Below are 19060 nucleotides of genomic sequence, written 5' to 3'. Positions count from 1 at the left end.
CGGCGGTGATGTGGACCGACGCAGCGCGTCGGGAGGTTCGGGATCAGTCTGTGACGGTGACGCCCTTGCCGACGACGGTGATGCCGTGATCGCTGACGGTGTAGCCGCGGGCGCGGTCACGGTTCTTGTCGACGCCGACCTGGCAGCCCGGTGGGACGTGGACGTTCTTGTCCAGGATCGCGTCGCGGACGACGGCGCCGCGCCCGACCACGGCGTTGTCCAGCACGACGGCGCGGTCGACCTCGGCCCAGGAGTTGATCCGCACCCCCGGCGAGAGCACCGAGGACCGCACGGTGCCACCGGAGACGATCACACCGTTGCTGACGATGCTGTTGATCGCGGTGCCGGTGCGCCGCGGGTCGTCGTGGACGAACTTGGCCGGCGGCAGCGACGGCACGCTGGTCAGGATCGGCCACTCGCGGTTGTACAGGTTGAACACCGGGTCGAGCGCGCACAGGTCCATCTGCGCGTCGAAGTAGGAGTCGAGCGTGCCGACATCGCGCCAGTAGCCGCGGTCACGGGCGGTCGTGCCGGGCACGACGTTGTCGGTGAAGTCGTAGACGGCGGCGGCGCGCTGCGCGACGAGCATCGGGATGATGTCGCCGCCCATGTCGTGCCGGCTGTCCTCGTCGGCGGCGTCCTTGCGCAGCGCGTCGATGAGCACGTCGGTGGAGAACACGTAGTTGCCCATGGACGCGAACGTCTCCTCGGGGCTGTCCGGCAGACCGGGCGGGTCGGCGGGCTTCTCCAGGAACGCCTCGATGATCCGGCCGTCCCGACCGGTCTGGATCACCCCGAACGACCGGCCCTCCGCGCGCGGCACCCGCAGCCCGGCGACGGTCACCCCGGCGCCGGAGTCGAGGTGCTGGGCGACCATCTGCCGCGGATCCATTCGGTAGACATGGTCGGCGCCGAAGACGACGACGATGTCCGGGTTGTCGTCGTGGACGAGGTTCAGCGACTGGTGGATGGCGTCGGCGCTGCCGGCGAACCACCACGGGCCCAGGCGCTGCTGCGCCGGCACCGGGGTGACGTAGTTGCCCAGCAGGTTGCTCATCCGCCACGTCGTGGTGATGTGCCGGTCGAGGCTGTGGCTCTTGTACTGGGTGAGCACGGCGATCCGCAGATAGCCGGCGTTGACCAGGTTGGACAACACGAAATCGATCAGCCGGTACAACCCACCGAAGGGAACGGCGGGCTTGGCCCGGTCGGCCGTCAGCGGCGCCAGCCGCCGCCCGGCTCCCCCGGCCAGCACCAGGCCGAGGACCCGCGGACTCGGCACAGACTTGCTCCCGTCTCATGGCATGGTCTGCGGGGCGATCCGCGGGCCGACACGTCCCTGCCCGGCCAGGTATCCGTCCACACCCGGCGTCCCGAACGACCCCTCAATCCGCGCCGAACTCGACGGGAAAGCTACCTGATGGGGACCCTTGCCGCGAATGTCCGATGACTCCGCCGATCGCCTGTTGCGACCCTACAAGCTGGGTCTGCGAGGCTCGGAACCGCCGCCCGACGACTGCCCCGAACGGGGTCTACCCACCCGTTCCTCGACAGCCCAGTCGGGCCACACCGCCGGGGCCCGGCGGTCAGCTCAGGACGACCCGGCGATCACCGAAGTCGGCGATGATCTCGACCTTCCCACCGAGTGCTTCCACGTAGGCCCGGATGGTCGACAGCCCGGCGCGGTCGAGAGCCCCTCGCTCGAGATCGGACACAGACGGCTGCCTGACGTGCATCCGCTCCGCGAGCTCGACCTGCGTGAGTCCCTGCTCCTCGCGGATCTCCCGGAGTCGGTAGGCACGCACCTCGGCATCGATCCGGGCCCGGTGCTCGGCAACCCTGTCCTCGCGAGGTGGTCGCCTGGACCGCATCTCGTTCCAGGTGGACGCCACGGCCCCGCCTCCTGTCGCTTCAGTCGCCATAATCGCCCCGTAGCCAGCCGTCGTATCGGTCGTCGGCAATCTTGATGTTGCGGACGTACCACCCGCTCCAGTCCCCGGACTTGTCGCCACCTATGAGAAGCACCGCCCGACGCACCGGATCAAAGAGGAAGAGGACGCGCACCTCGCTTGACCCGGTTGATCCAGGGCGAAGCTCCTTCATGTTGTGGTGGCGGGAACCCTTGACCAGATCGACCAGGGGGCGCCCCAGCGTGGGACCGTCGTCGGCGAGCTTGTCGATCGCCGCAGCCACCAGGTCGTAGCTGTCGTCGTCGAGACCCAGCAGCCACGCTTCGACCTCGTCGAGCAGCCGCACGTCCCAGCGCATGGACTGAATATAGACCACAACCTATACGAGGATGCGAGGCGAACACGGCTGCAATCCTCCTCACGTCCGCACGATCAGCCGAGGTACGGTTGAACGAGGCGGAGGAACTCCCCCGGTGCGTCCAGGGGGACCAGGTGGCCGCAGTCATCGATCAGATGGCCGCTGAGCCGGTCGGCCACCGGCTCCAGCTGGCGGAACAACTCGTCCCCGATCGGGCGGGCCCCGATCGTCATCGTCGGGACACCCAGCCGGCCCGCTGCCACCGCGCCGGCAATCTGGCGGGCGTTGACCGGCATCGCGCGGTAGTCCTCGAAGCCGCAGCGCAACGCCTCGGCGCCGGTGTAGGCGGCGGCGAACGCGTCGCGGACGGGCCCCGGCACCCCGGTTGCGTCGTGGGTGCCGGCGCGCAGGAACCAGTCGAGATACTCACCTTCCCGGCCGACCAGGACGGTCTCGGCCAGACCGGGTACCTGGTGGAAGCCGAACCACCATGGCGGGCCGCCGCGCAGGAAGCTCTCGGCTCCCGGCAGCGTGCCGAGCAGGGACTCCATCAGCACCAGCCGCCGGACGCGGCGCGGCGCGCGCATCGCGAGCACGAAGGCCGGGGGCGCCCCGGCGTCGATCGCGACGACGTCGGCCCGGTCGACGGCGAATGCGTCGAGCAGCCCGGCCATGTCGTCGGCGAGGGTGTGCAGGTTGTAGCCGGCTGTCTCACGGCGGCTGCCGCCGAGGCCGCGCAGATCCGGCGCGATCACGCGACGGGTCCGGGCGAGCTGGGGCAGCACCAGGTTCCACAAGTCGTGCGTGTGTGGCCAGCCATGCATGAGCAGCACCGCCGGTCCCTCGCCGACGGTGACCACGGCGAGCTCCGTCCCGTTCGCCTCGACGCGGTGCGGATCGGTGTCCACGGTCAGCCTCCCGGTAGCTGGTCTCCTTTGGTGACCACCGCACGATAGGTAACCTGAACCATCCGCAGAAGACGGCACTTTCACTACAGGTGGTGAGGTCGAGGTGACCACCGCCAGGGGAGACCTGTTTTCTCCCGGCTGCCCAACCCGCCGGCTGCTCGACCGGATCGGCACCAAGTGGGTCTCGATGATCGTCAAGCTGCTCGCCGAGGCAGGTCCGGGCGAGTTGCGGTTCAGCGAGCTGCGCCGCCGCATGCCCGGCGTGTCGCAGAAGATGCTGTCGCACACGCTGCAGGGCCTGGTCGCCGACGGCCTGGTGGCCCGTCGCGTGCAGGACACGGTGCCACCGAGCGTCTACTACTCGCTGACCGGTCTCGGGCGCTCCCTGAACGAGCCGCTCGCGGCCCTTCGGGACTGGGCCGAGACGCACATGCCGGCGATCGACGAACACCGCTCCGCCGCCCCGCGCTGATCGCGGAAGCACGGGCGCGGTTCCACTCGGATTTGATTGCACGGGCACGGGCCGTGGCCTCAGGCCGGACTGTCGTCGATGCTGTGGTAGACGGCGAGCCAGCCCGTGCAGCGGCAGTCACCCGCCCGGGTGAACAGCGCGGCGCCGCCCACCCTCAGCGACACACCCACCGCAAGAACGAGACGGCCGGGCCTCGACGAACAACCACGCAGACGCGGAATCGCCACACGGTTCCGCGGAACACCTTGATCGCCACACGGTTCCGCGGAACACCTTGATCGCCACACGGTTCCGCGGAACACCTTGATCGCCACACGGTTCCGCGGAACACCTTGATCGCCACACGGTTCCGCGGAACACCTTGATCGCCACACGGTTCCGCGGAACACCTTGATCGCCACACGGTTCCGCGGAACACCTTGATCGCCACACGGTTCCGCGGAACACCTTGATCGCCACACGGTTCCGCGGAACACCTTGCCGGGGCCAGAGGCCCCGGCGCCGGTGCCGAGGGGCTGGCTTGGCGAGGTGGGCCAGGTTCACGACCCTCGCCTCGCTCGGCGGCCGCGGAGACGGCATGAGTCGGCTCTTGAGATGGACCCAAGGCTGCGAAGTCGCGTGGCCACGCAGGCGGCGACCGACGTGCGTAATGAAGACGCGTGCGGGCCTACCCGCAGAAACAGCAATTTCCGTCAGGCGTTGACCGACGTGTCGTCGGCGCGGCCCGCGGTGTGTACGGCACTGCTAGTGTCGGCCTGAGAGGCCTCAACTGCGTTGTCGAGGCGAGATCGCCGTGAGCTGTTCACACCCCGGCGACGCGGAACACCGTTTCTACGTCGTCGACGACCGAGCTGTCGACGACCAGCTGGGCGAAGCGATCCGGCCGTTGCAGCGCCATATACTCGTTCTCGGCCGACATCCATTCGTTGACCCATTGATCACGCGACTCCTCCCCGTCGCGTTGTAGACCGCGAGCGAGGCGTAGTGCTGGTTCTGCCTGGCAGAACACGGTAAAAGTGTAACAAGCGCGTAGCTTCAGCTCGAGGCAGTAGACGCCCTCGACAATGAGGGATGCACCGGCGGGGACCTGGATCCATTCGACAAGATCGTCCTTGATCCAGTCATAGCGCTGATAGCGCAGTGCGGCGCCGGCCGCACCTGGAATGGCGACCTGGTCGGCGAGCCGAGGCAGATCGAACAGTGGGCCAACGGCGCCCCGCCGTTCAGTCCGCTGACTGGAGGGCAGGTAGAAGTCGTCGACATGCACGACCTGCGCGGAAGGGATGGCAGCCGCCAGCTGACCGGCCAGCGTGCTCTTGCCGGCGGCGCCTGGGCCGTCGATCCCGACGAGGACCCTCGGACGAGCCGCAGCGGCACGTATGATGCGCTCGGCCAGAACAGCAATATCCACGGTGTCGGCTGCGGTCATGTTGGTTCCAGCCCAGGCTCACATCGAGATGGCGATATTCAGCGAAGCCGGGGGCCGAACGCCAGTCCGTTCACCGGCATTTATTCGGCCGCCCAGGGCCGTGCGGGCGCCGCGGCGAAACCCGGATGATCGGGGCGGCGGCCCGGTCTGGCCGGAGGATGATCCGACCAGACCGGCGGCGGCTCGCTGGGAGGATCAGACGTTGAAGCCGAGGGCGCGCAGCTGCTCGCGGCCGTCGTCGGTGATCTTGTCGGGGCCCCACGGGGGCATCCAGACCCAGTTGATCGTCACGCCGGCGACGAGGCCGTCGGGGCCGTCGACCAGCGCGGAGCGGGTCTGGTCCTCGATGACGTCGGTCAGCGGGCAGGCCGCCGAGGTCAGCGTCATGTCGAGGGTGACGGTGTTGTCGTCGGCGACGTGGATGCCGTAGACGAGGCCGAGGTCGACGACGTTGATGCCGAGCTCGGGGTCGACGACGTCACGCATCGCCTCCTCGATGTCGGCGAACTCCGCCAGCTCCAGGCCCGCGGCCCGCTCGGCGACCGTGCCGTGGGGGGCGTCGGCGGTCTCGACCGTCTCCGGCGGGGCGTCGGTCACGGCGTCGCTCATGGCTTCTCCTGCTCGGGTACGTCGAGGGGTGCGCCGGCGGGGGTGGGCGCGGCACCGGTGGCGGCGGCCGGGTCGACGGCCTTGGCGGTCGCGTCCTTCCAGGCCATCCAGGACAGCAGGGCGCACTTGACCCGCGCCGGATACTTGGAGACGCCGGCGAACGCCACCGCGTCCTCCAGCACGTCCTCGTTACCCTCCGCGGTGCCCCGCGACTGCATCAGCGCGAGGAACTCGCGTTCGAGTTCGAGCGCCTCGTCGACCTTCTTGCCGATCACCAGGTCGCTCATGACGCTCGCCGAGGCCTGGCTGATCGAGCAGCCCTCGCTCTCGTAGGAGACGTCCTCGACGACCCCGTCGGAGACCTTCACCCGCAGGGTGACCTCGTCGCCGCAGGTCGGGTTGACGTGGTGCACCTCGGCGTCGAACGGGTCGCGCAGGCCGCGGTGCAACGGATTGCGGTAGTGGTCCAGGATGATCTCCTGGTACATGGAATCGAGCTTCACCTCGAGAAGAACCTCCGAACCCCGTGCAGACCTTCCACCAACGCGTCGACCTCACCGGTCGTCGTGTACAGGTGGAACGATGCCCGGGTCGTGGCCGGCACGCCGAAGCGCAGGCAGACCGGCCGGGCGCAGTGGTGGCCGACGCGCACGGCGATGCCGCGCTCGTCGAGGAGCTGCCCCACGTCGTGGGGATGAATCGCCCGGCCGGCATCGTCGTGCAGGACGAAGGAGATCGCCCCGCCACGGTCGATGTCGGTCGGCGGCCCGATGATCCGCGTTGCGGGCACGGTGGCGAGCGCGTCGAGGGCGTACCCGGTGATCGCGTGCTCGTGCTCGGCGATCGCCGGCATGCCCAGCGCCGTCAGGTAGTCCACGGCGGCACCGAGCCCGACGACCTGGCTGATCATCGGGGTGCCGGCCTCGAAGCGGTGCGGCGGGGCCGCGTAGGTCGACCCCTCCATCGTGACGATCTCGATCATCTCGCCGCCACCGAGGAACGGCGGCATGACCTCCAGGAGCTCGTGGCGCCCCCAGAGCACCCCGACGCCGGTGGGCGCGCACATCTTGTGGCCGGTGAAGGCCAGGAAGTCCACGCCGAGCGCGGCGACGTCGATCGGCATGTGCGGCACCGACTGGGAGCCGTCGAGGACGGTGAGCGCGCCGACCTCGCGGGCCCGGGCGACGATCCGCGCCACCGGGTTGACCGTGCCGAGGATGTTCGACTGGTGGACCATCGAGACGACCTTCGCCCGGTCGGTGATGACCGCGTCGAGGTTGTCGAGGTTCAGCCGGCCGTCGTCGGTCAGCCCGATCCAGCGCAGGGTGGCGCCGGTGCGCCGGGCGAGCATCTGCCAGGGCACCAGGTTGGAGTGGTGCTCCATCTCGGTGATGACGATCTCGTCGCCGGGGCCGATCCGGAAGCGCTGCGCTTCCGCGCCGGTGGTCTCCGCGTTACTCATCGCGTAGGCGACGAGGTTCAGCGCCTCGGTGGAGTTCTTCGTGAAGACGACCTCGCGCCGGTCGGTCGCGCCGATGAAGGCGGCGACCTTGTCCCGCGTCGCCTCGTACAGGCCGGTGGCCTCCTCGGCGAGCACGTGGATGCCGCGGTGCACGTTGGCGTTGTGCAGCTCGTAGTAGGCACGCTCGGCGTCAAGGACGGCCAGCGGCTTCTGCGAGGTGGCGGCGCTGTCGAGGTAGACCAGCGGCAGGTCGTCGTGCACCGTGCGGGCGAGGATCGGGAAGTCCTTGCGGACCTGCTCGACGTCGAAGCCCGCGGCGCCCGGGGTGCCGCCGGCGACCAGCGACTCGGTGAGCGTCATGACACCGCTCCCGCTCCCGCCGGCGCCGCGGCGCCGTCGCCCTTGACGTAGCGGTCGTAGCCGGAGTCCTCCAGCACGGCGGCGAGTTCCGGGCCGCCCTCATCGACGATCCGCCCGGCCGCCATCACGTGCACGAACTCGGGCTTGATGTAGCGCAGGATGCGGGTGTAGTGGGTGATGAGCAGGATGCCCGTCTCCCCCTTGGCCCGCACGGCCTCGATGCCGCCGGAGACGATGCGCAGCGCATCGACGTCGAGGCCGGAGTCGGTCTCGTCGAGCACGGCGATCTTCGGCTTGAGTAGCGCCATCTGGAGGATCTCGTGGCGCTTCTTCTCACCGCCGGAGAAGCCCTCGTTGACGCCGCGCTCGGCGAACGCCGGGTCCATCTCCAGGGCCTCCATGGAGGCCTTGACCTCCTTGACCCAGGTACGCAGCTTCGGCGCCTCGCCGCGCACGGCCGTGGCCGAGGAGCGCAGGAAGTTCGACACCGACACCCCGGGGATCTCCACCGGGTACTGCATCGCCAGGAAGATCCCGGCGCGGGCGCGGGCGTCGACGCCCATCGCGAGGACGTCCTCGCCGTCGAGCGTGATGCTGCCGTCGGTCACGGTGTACTTGGGGTGGCCCGCGATCGAGTACGACAGCGTCGACTTGCCCGAGCCGTTCGGACCCATGATCGCGTGCGTCTCACCCTTGCGGACGGTGAGGTCGACGCCGCGCAGGATCTCGCGCGGGCCTTCCTCCGTCTCGACCGAGACGTGCAGGTTACGAATCTCCAAGGTCGACACCGCTGCCGTCACCCTCGTTCCAGGTTCGAATGTGCGACGTCGACGAGCACGTCGTCGCCGTCGATGGTCACTGCGTAGGTGGGCACCGAATCGATCGCCGGCAGGGTCAGCGCCTTGCCGCTGGCCAGGTCGAAATGGGACCCGTGCAGCCAGCACTCGATCTTGCCGTTCTCGACCTCACCCTGGGAGAGCTGTACGTCGGCGTGCGAGCACTCGTCGCGCACCGCGTAGACGCGCTCCCCGGCCCGCACGACGCACACCGGCACGCCCTCGATCTCGGTGCCGAGCGCCGTGTCGTCGGTCAGATCGGCCAGCGCACACACCCGGTGCCAGCGGGGGGTGGTCACGGGGTCGGCGGCGGTGCTCATGCGCCCGCCGGGCCGGCCCCGGCCCCGACCACCGCGCCGGCCCCGGCCGCCGCCTCGGTGCTGTCGCCGGCCGGCGTCTCGCCGAGTCGACCGGAGACCGTCGCCATGATCCGGTCCCGCACCTCGGTGACCTGGATGCGGTCGATGACCTCGGCGAAGAAGCCGTGCACGACCAGCCGGCGGGCCTCGGCCGGCGGAATGCCGCGGGACTGCAGGTAGAACAGGGCCTCGTCGTCGAAGCGGCCGGTGGCGCTGGCGTGGCCGGCCCCGACGATCTCCCCGGTGAGGATCTCCAGGTTGGGCACCGAGTCGGCGCGGGCGCCGTCGGTGAGCACCAGGTTGCGGTTGAGCTCGTAGGTGTCGGTGTCGACCGCGTCCGCCTCGATGAGCACGTCGCCGATCCACACCGAGTGCGCCGCGTCGCCGCGCAGCGCGCCCTTGTAGGTCACCCGGCTGCGGCACGACCGCGGGGTGTGCGTGACGAGCAGCCGGTGCTCCTGGTGCTGGCCGGCGTCGGTGAAGAACACGCCGTTGAGCTCGGCGTCGCCACCCGGGCCGCGGTACTCGACGGTCGGGTTGAGCCGGACCAGGTCGCCGCCGAGGGTGACGGTGAACGAGCGCAGCTTCGCGTCGCGGCCGATCGAGTAGGCGTGCGCGCCGACGTGCACGGCGCCCGCGTCCCAGTCCTGCAGGGACACGAAGGTCAGCGAGGCGCCGTGGCCGACGTACACCTCGACGTTGCCGGCGTAGGTGGCGCTGCCGGTGTGGTCGAGCACGACGGTGGCCGACGCGAACGGGCCGACCTCGATGCTCAGATGGCCGTAGGCGACCCCGGCGGCGGCACCGGCCGCGGTCCGGGGACTCTCGCCGTGCAGGTGCACGATCACCGGCTCGGCCAGGGCGGCCTCGGCCGGGATCGTGACGGCCGTCGCCCCACCGGCGCGGGCCATGGCGAACGCGGCGACCCGGTCCGCCGGGGTGAGCACCCGGCCGATGCGCGGGTCGGCGGCGTCGAGCTGCTCCACGGCGACCCCGGCCGGCGCCGAGACGGTGACGGACACCTTGCCGTCGGCGTCGGGGCCGGCGAGCAGGCCGCGCAGCCGGCGCAGCGGGGTGAACCGCCACGCCTCCTCGCGGCCGGTGGGCACGCCGTGGTCGAGCGGGTTGCGCGATCGCACCGGGCGGGGCACGGCTCCGGAGGCCATCGGGGGTCGCCCGGTGGCGTCGATGACGACCATCAGCCGACCGCACCTTCCATCTGCAGTTCGATGAGCCGGTTCAGCTCGAGGGCGTACTCCATCGGCAGCTCGCGGGCGATGGGCTCGACGAAGCCACGCACGATCATGGCCATCGCCTCCTCCTCCGACAGGCCGCGGCTCATCAGGTAGAACAGCTGGTCCGCGCCGACCTTGGAGACGCTGGCCTCGTGGCCGATGGAGGCATCGTCCTCGCGCACGTCCACGTAGGGATAGGTGTCCGAGCGACTGATGGTGTCGACGAGCAGCGCGTCGCACTTGACCGTCGACCTCGACGCCGCGGAGCCCTCGTTGATCTGGACGAGACCGCGGTAGGAGGTGCGACCGCCGCCGCGGGCCACCGACTTGGAGATGATCGTCGACGACGTGCGGGGCGCGGCGTGCACCATCTTGGCGCCGGCGTCCTGGTGCTGGCCGGCCCCGGCGAAGGCGATCGAGAGGACCTCGCCCTTGGCGTGCTCGCCGAGCAGCCACACGGCCGGGTACTTCATCGTCACCTTGGAGCCGATGTTGCCGTCGACCCACTCCATCGTGGCGCCCTCATGGCAGGCGGCCCGCTTGGTGACCAGGTTGTAGACGTTGTTCGACCAGTTCTGGATGGTCGTGTACCGGCAGCGCGCGTTCTTCTTCACGATGATCTCGACGACCGCGGAGTGCAGCGAGTCCGAGGAGTAGACCGGCGCCGTGCAGCCCTCGACGTAGTGCACGTAGGCACCCTCGTCGACGATGATCAGCGTCCGCTCGAACTGGCCCATGTTCTCGGTGTTGATCCGGAAGTAGGCCTGCAGCGGGATCTCCACCTGCACGCCCGGCGGCACGTAGATGAACGACCCACCCGACCACACGGACGTGTTCAGCGCGGCGAACTTGTTGTCGCCGACCGGGATGACCGAGCCGAAGTACTCCTGGAACAGCTCCGGGTGCTCGCGCAGGCCCGAGTCGGTGTCCAGGAAGATGACACCCTGCTCCTCAAGATCCTCACGGATCTTGTGGTAGACGACCTCGGACTCGTACTGCGCGGCGACGCCCGAGACGAGGCGCTGCTTCTCCGCCTCCGGGATGCCGAGCCGGTCGTAGGTCGCCTTGATGTCCTCGGGCAGGTCCGACCACTCGGCGGCCTGCTTCTCGGTGGAGCGGACGAAGTACTTGATGTTGTCGAAATCGATGCCGGAGAGGTCCGCGCCCCAGGTCGGCATCGGCTTGCGCTCGAACAGCCGCAGGCCCTTCAGGCGCAGGTCGGTCATCCACGACGGCTCGGACTTCTTCGCCGAGATGTTGCGGACGACCGCCTCGGACAGGCCGCGCTGGACGTCGTCGGCGTAGGCGTCGGTGTCAGCCCAGCCGAACTTGTAGGAACCAAGGCCTTCGAGGGCGGTCTCGGCAGAGGTTGTCATAGGGCGGAACCCTCCGAAGACGGGGATGGTGAACAGGTCGTGGGCGCGGGTGCGGGGCGCGGTTCGGACGCGGTCGGCCTCGACCCGTCTGCACGGGATACGCCCTGGTAGGACGGACCATCCGGAACCGATCCCGGCGCCGCGCCCACAGGGATGTGGGTCGTGCAGACGCCGTCGCCGTGCGCGATCGTCGCCAGGCGCTGCACATGGGTGTCGAGGACCCGGGCGAGCGCCGCGGTCTCGGCGTCGCACAGCGCCGGGAAGCGCTCCGCGACGAACTGGACCGGGCAGTGGTGCTGGCAGATCTGCAGACCGGTCGGCAGCTCCGAGACGCTGGCCGTGTAGCCGGCGGCCGTCATCGCCTCGGCCAGCGCCGCCGGACGATCGGCCGGCTCCGCCGCGACGACCGCGGAGCGCACCCGACGCTCCAGGTCGGAGGCCCGGCCCTCGGCGAACTGGCTGACCGCCGAGGGTCCGATGACCTCCGCCAGGAACCGCAGTGCACCGGCCGCGAGATCGGAGTACGCCGTCGGGCCGGCCCGGTGGCCGGCCTCGGTGAGCGCGTAGCTGCGGGCCGGCCGGCCGCGGCCCCGCGGCTCGCGCGAACGGCTCTCGGTCGGGGTGATGATGCCGTCCCCGACCATGGCGTCGAGGTGCCGGCGGATGCCCGCCGGGGACACACCGAGCTGCCGGGACAGCTCGGCCGCCGTGGCCGACCCGCCCTCCAGCAGCAGACGCACGACCCGGTCGCGGGTGCGGCCGTCGGCCGTCCCGCCCGAGGCATCGTGGTCGTTTTTCACAACGCTAGTGTGCCCTATTTACGGGACGGGGTCGAACCGAGGGCCCCCGATCAGGTCCACTCCGAGGCGATGTCCGTCACAGAGGGGGTCCACCCCAGGCATGATGCCGGGGCTGGTCGCGTACCGCATCCGCACAACATCTACCCACGGTTCATGGCCTGTCGACGGCCGTCGACGGCGTGATGCCAGACTTGCGGCACCACCGGGCGGGTTGTCCCTGCGGACGCCCACCCCCGGCGGACCCGAACGGGACTCGAACGGGGAGGTGGCGGACGGATGCGGGCTCGACGACGGCACGGCGCGATCGGGCGGGCCCTGCTCGGGCTCGGCCTGCTGCTCGCCCTCGGCACGGCCGCGGCCTGCGGCGGCGGGGGCGAGAAGACCAACGGCCTGGAGAAGCTGCCGGCCGCCGAGGTCGGCTCCCGCACGCTCGCGGCGCTGCGCTCCGCCCCCGGAGTACATGTGGTGGGCACCGAGAAGGACCCGAGCTCCGACTCCCCCGCCCGCTACGACCTGGTGATGTCCGCCACGACGACCCGTGGCACCATCGAGGAGTACGGCCAGCAGACCCAACTCGTCAAAATCGCCAACGACACCTACGTCCGGCGCGGCCGCGCCTTCTACACGGCGACGGGGGACGGCGGCGCCGCCGACCTGCTCGCCGACCGGTGGGTCCGGCTCGCGCCCGCCGACGCCGCCAAGTACAGCTACTTCACCCTCGCCCGGCTCAGCGACTCCCTCGGCAGCTACCTCGTCGGGCTCGCCGGCGAGGTGCGGCGGGAGAAGGCCGGCGGCGCCCAGGCGGTGCGGGCGGCGGCGCCCGACGGCACCGCCTTCCTCGTCGCGAACACCGGCCCCGCCTACCCCCTGCGGATCACCGTCGCGGGCAGCTCCACCAACCAGGTGGACTTCGACGGCTACGGCCCGACCGCCGCCGTCACCCCGCCCGGCTCCGCCATCGACCTGTCCAGCCTGGGCTGACGCCTGGCCCGGGCACGGCGCCACGCCCGTTCCCGCGGAGTGCGGCAAGATCTGCCGGACGGCGGAACGAGCGGGCACCGGCGCACGGCGGGAGGCGAGGATGGGCACACCTGCACGGGGCCGCGTGGTGGCCGCGGTCGACCAGGGCACCACCGGGACCACGGTCTGCCTGCTCGATCGCGACGGGCGGATCGCCGGGCGCGGCTACACGGAGATCCACCCCAGGTTTCCCCGACCCGGCTGGGTCGAGCAGGATCCCGAGGAACTGTGGCGCAGCGTCGTCGACACCGTCGCCGCGGCGCTGGCCGACGCCGATCTCCGCCCCACCGACCTCGCCGCGCTGGGCATCACCAACCAGCGGGAGACCACCGTGGTGTGGGAACGGTCCTCCTCCACCCCGGTCAGTCCGGCGATCGTCTGGCAGGACCGGCGCACGGCCGCCCACTGCGAGCGCCTCACCGCCGGCGGGCACGCGGCCGCGGTCGGCGACCGCACCGGCCTGGTCCTCGACCCGTACTTCTCCGCCACGAAGATCGGCTGGATCCTGGACCGGGACCCGGCGCTGCGCCGCCGCGCCGGCCGCGGCGAGATCGCCTTCGGCACCGTCGACTCCTGGCTGGTGTGGAAGCTGACCGGCGGCGCCGTCCACGTCACCGACGTCACGAACGCCTCCCGCACGCTGCTGCTCGACCTCGCCACCGCGGCCTGGGCCCCCGACATGCTGGACCTGTTCGGCGTGCCCGCCGAGGTGCTGCCCGAGGTGGTGCCGAGCTCCCGGGTCTACGCCGAGACCGACCCGGCGGCCTTCCTCGGCGTGCGGATCCCGGTCGCCGCCGCCGTCGGCGACCAGCAGGCCGCCCTGTTCGCCCAGGGCTGCGTCGAGCCGGGGCAGGCCAAGAACACCTACGGCACCGGCTCGTTCGTCCTGGTCAACACCGGTCCGACGGTGCCGCCGCCGCAGTCGTCCCTGCTGCGGACGGTCGCCTACCAGCTCGACGGCGAGCCCGTGCACTACGCCCTGGAGGGCGCGATCCTGTCCACCGGCGCGGCGGTCGGCTGGCTGCGCGACTCGCTGGGGATCATTCGCGACGCCGCCGAGACGGCGCAGCTGGCCGCCTCACTGCCCGGCAACGACGGCGTCTACTTCGTCCCGGCGCTCACCGGCCTCGGCGCGCCGCACTGGGACCCGCGCGCCCGCGGCACGCTGCTCGGGATCACCCGCGGCACCGGCCGGGCGCACCTGGCCCGCGCGGTGCTGGAAGGCATCGCCTACCGGACCCGCGACGTCGTCGAGGCGATGGCCGGCGCCGGCTTCGCCGTGCGGGAGCTGCGCGCGGACGGCGGGGCCGCGCGCAACCCGTGGCTCATGCAGTTCCAGGCCGACATCCTCGGCGTCGGCGTCGACGTGCCCGACAACATCGAGACCACCGCGCTCGGCTCGGCGTACCTCGCGGGCCTGGCGATCGGCTTCTTCACCGACCCGACCGCGCTCGCCGCGCACCGGCGCAGCGAACGGCGCTACCACCCGGCGATGCCGCCCGCCCAGCGCGACCGTGCCTACCGCCGATGGCTGTCCGCCGTCGACCGCGCCCGCGCCTGGGCCGACGACACCGACGACAGCAACACCGATGGCAGCAACACCGACGACAGGGGCATCGAGATCGACGCCGACCGCACCGGCACCGGCACCGGCACCGGCACCGGCACCGGCGAGGGAACCTCGTAGGGGCAACACCGTGCTTGACCGGAACCGCGCTCGACCGGAACCGCGCTCGGCGAGGCTCTTCCTCTCCTGCTGTTACCGGCTCTCCTGCTGTTACCGGTACCCGTCCCTGCTGTTACCGGTACCCGTCGTTACTCATGGTCGTCGCCGCGACGGGCGCAGTTGCTGCGGGCCGGCACGGCCGGGCCTCGCGCGGCTCGTCCCGCAACCCCATGCCCCCTACTGGGTCGAGCCGAGGTTGGGCACCTTTACCTGCACAGGAAGCCGCGGCAACGCACGCTGCTGACGGGCTTTGGCGATCGCTGAACGGGCGCGGACCCGGTTGCCACGCCGCCGATCATGTCACTGCAACATCACGCCAGGTGACATAAAGTGGTCACCGAACGCCACCGGTGGAACGTCCTTACCTCCAATCCTGCTGCGCGCTGCATTCACAGGAACACGTCAGGGCCACATTCCCTCGAACCTTCTTGGTCGAACCGGCTGTCAGACGCACCAATGTTTGACAGGGTGTTACCAGGGGGCGGTTGGCGTCTCCTGTCGACCTGACCCGGACGGAGACCGTGACCGAGGCGGACTACGCCCTGGAGCTCGGACGCCGGCTTCGCGCCGCGCGCAACCGGCGTGGTATGTCGCTCCTGGATGTTCAGGAGCGCACCCACGGCCGGTGGACCGCGGGAACGCTGGGAGCCTACGAACGAGGCTCCCGTACCCTGCGGGTGCACCGGCTCGTCGAGCTCGCCGATCTGTACGACGTTCCGGCGACCCTGCTGGTCCCACCGGCAGCCGACCGCCGTGACGTCGACCACCTTCCCCCCCTCGTCATCGACCTACGCCGGCTGCGCAAGCTGCCGCCGACCCGGACCGGCCCGCTGCGGCGCTGGATCGCGATCGTGCAGGTACTGCGCTCGGACAGCTCTCGCGACCTGCTGCGGCTGCGCCGCTCTGACCTGCAGTCGCTCTCGCGGCTGTACAGCACGACGCCGTCGATGCTCTACGAACGGCTTGGCGCCTGGGGCGCGCTGGTGGAGCCGGGCGAGCCGGTGGCGGTCGGCACACGGCGCCGCGTCCTGCCCATCCGGCCGCCACAGCAGCGAAGTTGACGGCGCCAGCCCGCGGTCGGCTCCGAGGTGGCAAAAATGAACCCCCCTTCCCCCCGGTCGGATCCGTAGGATCGCCAGGTGGCCGAGATCCTGGCAATCAGCGTCACGGGCCTCGTGAAGACCTACTCCGCGCGGTCCGTTCCCTCCCGGTCCGGGGCAGCCCGGGCGGAGGGCTCCCGGGGCCCCGGTCGGCGTGGCCGCCGCAGCTCCGCCGCGCCGAGTCTGCGGCCCGCGCCGTTCACCGAGGTCTCGACGACGCCCGCACCGTTCGCGGCGCCCGCCGGGCGAGGCGCCCCCTCCGAGGGCCGGATACGTGCCGTCGATAACCTGTCACTGAGCGTCCCGGTCGGTTCCGTGACGGCGTTGCTGGGCCCCAACGGTGCCGGCAAGACGACGACGGTGGAGATCTGCGAGGGCTTCCGCCGGGCCGACGCCGGCGAGGTCCGCATCCTGGGCCTCGACCCGATCGGGGACGCGGTCGCCCTGCGCCCCCGCGTCGGGGTGATGCTCCAGGCCGGCGGGATGTACCCGGGTGCTCGAGCCGGGGAGATGCTGCGTCTTGTCGCGGCGCACCATCGCCACCCGCTCGATCCCGCGGCGCTGCTGGACCGGCTCGGCCTGACCGACTCCGCCGGCACCCCGTTCCGCCGGCTGTCCGGCGGCCAGCAGCAGCGGCTGTCCCTGGCGATGGCCGTGGTCGGCCGGCCCGAGCTGGTGTTCCTCGACGAGCCGACGGCCGGGCTGGACGTCGCCGGTCGGCGCACCACCTGGGAGCTGATCGAGGAGCTTCGCACGGCCGGCGTCACCGTCGTGCTCACCACCCACGCCATGGACGAGGCCGAGCGCCTCGCCGACCAGGTGATCATCATCAATCGCGGCCGGGTCGTGGCCGTCGGCTCGCCCGCGGAGCTCACCCGCGGCGGCGCCGAGGGCCAGCTGCGCTTCCGCGCCCCCACCGGCCTGGAGCTCGGCAAGCTGCTGCTCGCGCTGCCGGAGGGCACCACCGCCCACGAGGGGCCGGTCGGGCACTACCTGGTCCAGGGCACGGTCGATCCGCAGCTGCTCGCCGCGGTGACCGCCTGGTGCGCCGGCAACGGCGTGCTCGCCGAGGATCTCCGGGTCGAGCAACGAACACTGGAGGACGTCTTCGTGGAGCTGACCGGTTCGGAGCTGGCTTCGTGACCGCCGCCGACGACCTCGGCTCGCCCAGCGGCCCGGGCTCCTACCGGCCGGCTGCCGGCCACACTGGCGCCGGCCTGCTCGACCTGCGCCCGGCGCCGGCGGCGGCCACCCGGGCCCGGATGTTCGCCGCGCAGACCCGGCTCGAACTGATCCTCACCCTGCGCCGCGGCGAGTCCGTACTGCTGACGATGATCATCCCGATCGGCCTGCTCGCCTTCTTCACCGCCGTCGACGTGCTGCCGAGCGGCGCCGAGAAATCGGTCGACTTCCTCGTCCCCGGGGTGCTCGCGCTCGCGGTGATGTCGACCGCGTTCACCGGCCAGGCCATCGCCACCGGCTTCGAACGCTCCTACGGGGTGCTCAAACGGCTCGGGGCGACGCCGCTGCCCCGCTCGATCCTGCTCGCCGGCAAGACCGCGGCCGTGCTCGCCGTCGAGGTCATCCAGCTCGTCCTGCTGGTCGCGGTGGGCTTCGCGCTCGGCTGGGATCCGGCCGGCGGGGCGGGCGCCGTGCCGTCGGTGCTGGCGCTGCTCGTGCTCGGCACCGCCGCGTTTTCCGGCCTCGGCCTGCTCATGGCCGGCACCCTGCGCGCCGAGGCGACGCTCGCCGCCGCCAACGGCGTCTACCTGCTGCTGCTGCTGATCGGCGGGGTGGTCTTCCCACTGTCGAAGCTGCCCGGCTGGCTGCGGGCGATCGCCGAGGTGCTGCCCACCGCCGCGCTGTCGGACGGGCTGCGCGACGTCCTCGCCGACGGTTCCGGCCCCGGGGTCCGCAACCTGGTCGTGCTCGCGGTGTGGGCGGTGGTGACCCTGGGTCTCGCCGCCCGCACCTTCCGCTGGGAATAACCGACCGCCGCGCATGACTCGACCGCCACGTATGACCCGACCGCCGCGTATCACCCGACCGGGCGGCGCCGCGGCCGGCCGGGCAGGCGTGAGCGCACCGGGCGTTACCATGGCATCCGTGCCAACTTCTACAACGCGTCGGAGATTGCCGCTCGTCGGCCGGCGCGCGTTCCAGTTCGTCACCGCGCTCAACGTCTTCGCGCTGTCCCTGATCGTGGTCAGCGGCGGGGTCGTCCGGCTCAGCGGCTCCGGCCTGGGCTGCCCGACGTGGCCGCAGTGCGGCGACGGCTCGTTCACCCCGCACTCCGAGTACGCCCTGCACGGCGCGATCGAGTTCGGCAACCGAGTCGTCGGCCTGGTCGTCGGGGCGGTGGTGCTCATCACCCCGATCATGGCGCTGCGGCTGCGCGGCGGCCGCCGCCGGGACCTGACCCTGCTGTCGTTCGGCCTGTGGCTGGGCTACCTCGGTCAGGCGGTACTGGGCGGGATCACCGTCCTGACGAAGCTGAACCCGGTGACCGTCGCCGCCCACTTCCTGCTGTCCATGGTGCTGCTGTGGAACGCGGTCGTCCTCGACCGCCGCGCCCGCCAGGGCGCCGGCCCGGTGACCCCGGCGGTCGCCCCCGCGCTGCTGTGGCTGGCCCGGCTGCTCGTCGTCGTCTCCGCCGGGGTCCTCGTCCTCGGCACGGTGGTGACCGGCACCGGCCCGCACAGCGGCGACAGCGAGCACCCCGCCCGCTTCGGCTTCGACATCGTCAACGTCTCCCAGCTCCACGCCGACGGCGCGATGCTGCTGACCGGCCTGGTGGCGGCGATGGCGTTCGCGGTGCGCGTCACCGCCGCCCCCGCGGCGGCCCGGCGCGACTCGCTGGCCCTGGTCGCCGCCGTCGTCGCGCAGGCCGGCCTCGGCTTCGCCCAGTACTTCCTCGGCGTCCCGTCCGGCCTCGTCGCCCTGCACATGACCGGCGCCACCGTGATGTGGGTCGTCGCCCTGCGCCTGTGGCTCGCCATGGCCGCCCGCCCGGCCATCGCGGCCGCTCCGGGGGCGACGGTGACGGTGACCGATGACGCCCCGGCAGAGCACGCGACGCCCGTCACCGCCCCGCCAGCCC

20 protein-coding genes are annotated in these 19060 nt (G+C 71.3%); 7 read left to right on the top strand and 13 right to left on the bottom strand.

The features are described from left to right. Positions 1-43: 43 nt before the first annotated feature. From glgC to NBZ85_RS11470, 4 genes are all read right to left on the bottom strand, one after another. Positions 44-1282, bottom strand: a complete 1239-nt coding sequence (gene glgC, locus NBZ85_RS11485) for a glucose-1-phosphate adenylyltransferase (protein ID WP_261556434.1) — start codon at positions 1280-1282, stop codon at positions 44-46. 304 nt (positions 1283-1586) lie between these two features. Next, positions 1587-1892: a helix-turn-helix domain-containing protein gene (locus tag NBZ85_RS11480; RefSeq protein WP_261556433.1), complete on the bottom strand. Its 306-nt coding sequence runs from the start codon at positions 1890-1892 to the stop codon at positions 1587-1589. A gap of 19 nt (positions 1893-1911) precedes the next feature. Beyond that, complete coding sequence (locus NBZ85_RS11475; RefSeq protein ID WP_261556432.1) at positions 1912-2268, bottom strand: type II toxin-antitoxin system RelE/ParE family toxin; 357 nt, start codon at positions 2266-2268, stop codon at positions 1912-1914. Positions 2269-2342: 74 nt separating this feature from the next. Then, on the bottom strand, positions 2343-3176 hold the full coding sequence (locus NBZ85_RS11470) for an alpha/beta fold hydrolase (RefSeq protein WP_261556431.1): 834 nt from the start codon (positions 3174-3176) through the stop codon (positions 2343-2345). Between the two features lie 103 nt (positions 3177-3279). Between NBZ85_RS11470 and NBZ85_RS11465 the strand changes: the two genes are divergently transcribed. Then, positions 3280-3648: a winged helix-turn-helix transcriptional regulator gene (locus NBZ85_RS11465; protein WP_261556430.1), complete on the top strand. Its 369-nt coding sequence runs from the start codon at positions 3280-3282 to the stop codon at positions 3646-3648. 802 nt (positions 3649-4450) lie between these two features. Here NBZ85_RS11465 and NBZ85_RS11460 read toward each other — a convergent pair. The 9 genes from NBZ85_RS11460 to NBZ85_RS11420 form a co-directional block, all read right to left on the bottom strand. After that, positions 4451-5077 carry a uridine kinase family protein gene (locus NBZ85_RS11460; protein WP_261556429.1) on the bottom strand — a complete coding sequence of 209 codons (627 nt, stop codon included), beginning with the start codon at positions 5075-5077 and terminating at the stop codon, positions 4451-4453. A gap of 195 nt (positions 5078-5272) precedes the next feature. After that, positions 5273-5686 carry a metal-sulfur cluster assembly factor gene (locus tag NBZ85_RS11455; protein ID WP_251744700.1) on the bottom strand — a complete coding sequence of 138 codons (414 nt, stop codon included), beginning with the start codon at positions 5684-5686 and terminating at the stop codon, positions 5273-5275. Then, complete coding sequence (gene sufU / locus NBZ85_RS11450; protein ID WP_261556428.1) at positions 5683-6189, bottom strand: Fe-S cluster assembly sulfur transfer protein SufU; 507 nt, start codon at positions 6187-6189, stop codon at positions 5683-5685. Before sufU ends, NBZ85_RS11455 begins: the two co-directional genes overlap by 4 nt. Continuing rightward, the gene (locus NBZ85_RS11445) at positions 6186-7508 is read right to left on the bottom strand and encodes a cysteine desulfurase (protein ID WP_261556427.1); all 1323 of its coding nucleotides are present in this window, start codon (positions 7506-7508) and stop codon (positions 6186-6188) included. The genes sufU and NBZ85_RS11445 overlap by 4 nt, the downstream gene beginning before the upstream one ends. Further along, the gene (sufC, locus tag NBZ85_RS11440; RefSeq protein WP_261556426.1) at positions 7505-8296 is read right to left on the bottom strand and encodes a Fe-S cluster assembly ATPase SufC; all 792 of its coding nucleotides are present in this window, start codon (positions 8294-8296) and stop codon (positions 7505-7507) included. The genes NBZ85_RS11445 and sufC overlap by 4 nt, the downstream gene beginning before the upstream one ends. A gap of 8 nt (positions 8297-8304) precedes the next feature. Next, entirely contained in the window at positions 8305-8664 is a 360-nt protein-coding gene (locus tag NBZ85_RS11435) for a non-heme iron oxygenase ferredoxin subunit (protein ID WP_261556425.1), read from the bottom strand. Then, positions 8661-9902 (bottom strand): Fe-S cluster assembly protein SufD, encoded by a 1242-nt coding sequence (gene sufD / locus NBZ85_RS11430; RefSeq protein WP_261556424.1) that lies wholly within the window; start codon positions 9900-9902, stop codon positions 8661-8663. The genes NBZ85_RS11435 and sufD overlap by 4 nt, the downstream gene beginning before the upstream one ends. Continuing rightward, positions 9902-11314, bottom strand: coding sequence for a Fe-S cluster assembly protein SufB (sufB, locus tag NBZ85_RS11425; protein WP_261556423.1), 1413 nt, complete (start codon positions 11312-11314; stop codon positions 9902-9904). The genes sufD and sufB overlap by 1 nt, the downstream gene beginning before the upstream one ends. Then, the gene (locus tag NBZ85_RS11420; RefSeq protein WP_261556422.1) at positions 11311-12114 is read right to left on the bottom strand and encodes a helix-turn-helix transcriptional regulator; all 804 of its coding nucleotides are present in this window, start codon (positions 12112-12114) and stop codon (positions 11311-11313) included. Before NBZ85_RS11420 ends, sufB begins: the two co-directional genes overlap by 4 nt. 276 nt (positions 12115-12390) lie before the next feature. On the opposite strand from NBZ85_RS11420, the gene NBZ85_RS11415 reads away from it, so the two are divergent. From NBZ85_RS11415 to NBZ85_RS11390, 6 genes are all read left to right on the top strand, one after another. Continuing rightward, positions 12391-13095, top strand: coding sequence for a hypothetical protein (locus NBZ85_RS11415; RefSeq protein WP_261556421.1), 705 nt, complete (start codon positions 12391-12393; stop codon positions 13093-13095). Positions 13096-13195: 100 nt separating this feature from the next. Beyond that, entirely contained in the window at positions 13196-14821 is a 1626-nt protein-coding gene (gene glpK, locus NBZ85_RS11410) for a glycerol kinase GlpK (protein WP_261561920.1), read from the top strand. Positions 14822-15381: 560 nt separating this feature from the next. Then, entirely contained in the window at positions 15382-15921 is a 540-nt protein-coding gene (locus NBZ85_RS11405) for a transcriptional regulator (RefSeq protein ID WP_261556435.1), read from the top strand. Between the two features lie 78 nt (positions 15922-15999). Further along, a complete protein-coding gene (locus NBZ85_RS11400) occupies positions 16000-17103 on the top strand; it encodes an ABC transporter ATP-binding protein (protein WP_261561919.1) in 1104 nt (367 codons plus the stop codon). Continuing rightward, a complete protein-coding gene (locus NBZ85_RS11395; protein WP_261561918.1) occupies positions 17100-17948 on the top strand; it encodes an ABC transporter permease in 849 nt (282 codons plus the stop codon). The genes NBZ85_RS11400 and NBZ85_RS11395 overlap by 4 nt, the downstream gene beginning before the upstream one ends. 109 nt (positions 17949-18057) lie before the next feature. Beyond that, on the top strand, positions 18058-19060 hold a 1003-nt coding region (locus NBZ85_RS11390; RefSeq protein ID WP_261561917.1), incomplete at its 3' end, for a COX15/CtaA family protein.

Source organism: Frankia tisae (assembly GCF_025403405.1).
Lineage (GTDB): Bacteria > Actinomycetota > Actinomycetes > Frankiales > Frankiaceae > Frankia > Frankia tisai.
The sequence above is the reverse complement of the archived record's forward strand: the minus strand, read 5'-3'. Positions and strand labels throughout refer to the sequence as shown.

What these genes read in the sequence shown, in the direction of transcription:
- NBZ85_RS11475 (WP_261556432.1), bottom strand. Translation starts at nt 2,268, where the DNA reads ATGCGCTGGGACGTGCGGCTGCTCGACGAGGTCGAAGCGTGGCTGCTG.
- NBZ85_RS11460 (WP_261556429.1), bottom strand. Translation starts at nt 5,077, where the DNA reads ATGACCGCAGCCGACACCGTGGATATTGCTGTTCTGGCCGAGCGCATC.
- NBZ85_RS11455 (WP_251744700.1), bottom strand. Translation starts at nt 5,686, where the DNA reads ATGAGCGACGCCGTGACCGACGCCCCGCCGGAGACGGTCGAGACCGCC.
- NBZ85_RS11445 (WP_261556427.1), bottom strand. Translation starts at nt 7,508, where the DNA reads ATGACGCTCACCGAGTCGCTGGTCGCCGGCGGCACCCCGGGCGCCGCG.
- NBZ85_RS11435 (WP_261556425.1), bottom strand. Translation starts at nt 8,664, where the DNA reads ATGAGCACCGCCGCCGACCCCGTGACCACCCCCCGCTGGCACCGGGTG.
- sufD (WP_261556424.1), bottom strand. Translation starts at nt 9,902, where the DNA reads ATGGTCGTCATCGACGCCACCGGGCGACCCCCGATGGCCTCCGGAGCC.
- sufB (WP_261556423.1), bottom strand. Translation starts at nt 11,314, where the DNA reads ATGACAACCTCTGCCGAGACCGCCCTCGAAGGCCTTGGTTCCTACAAG.
- NBZ85_RS11415 (WP_261556421.1), top strand. Translation starts at nt 12,391, where the DNA reads ATGCGGGCTCGACGACGGCACGGCGCGATCGGGCGGGCCCTGCTCGGG.
- glpK (WP_261561920.1), top strand. Translation starts at nt 13,196, where the DNA reads ATGGGCACACCTGCACGGGGCCGCGTGGTGGCCGCGGTCGACCAGGGC.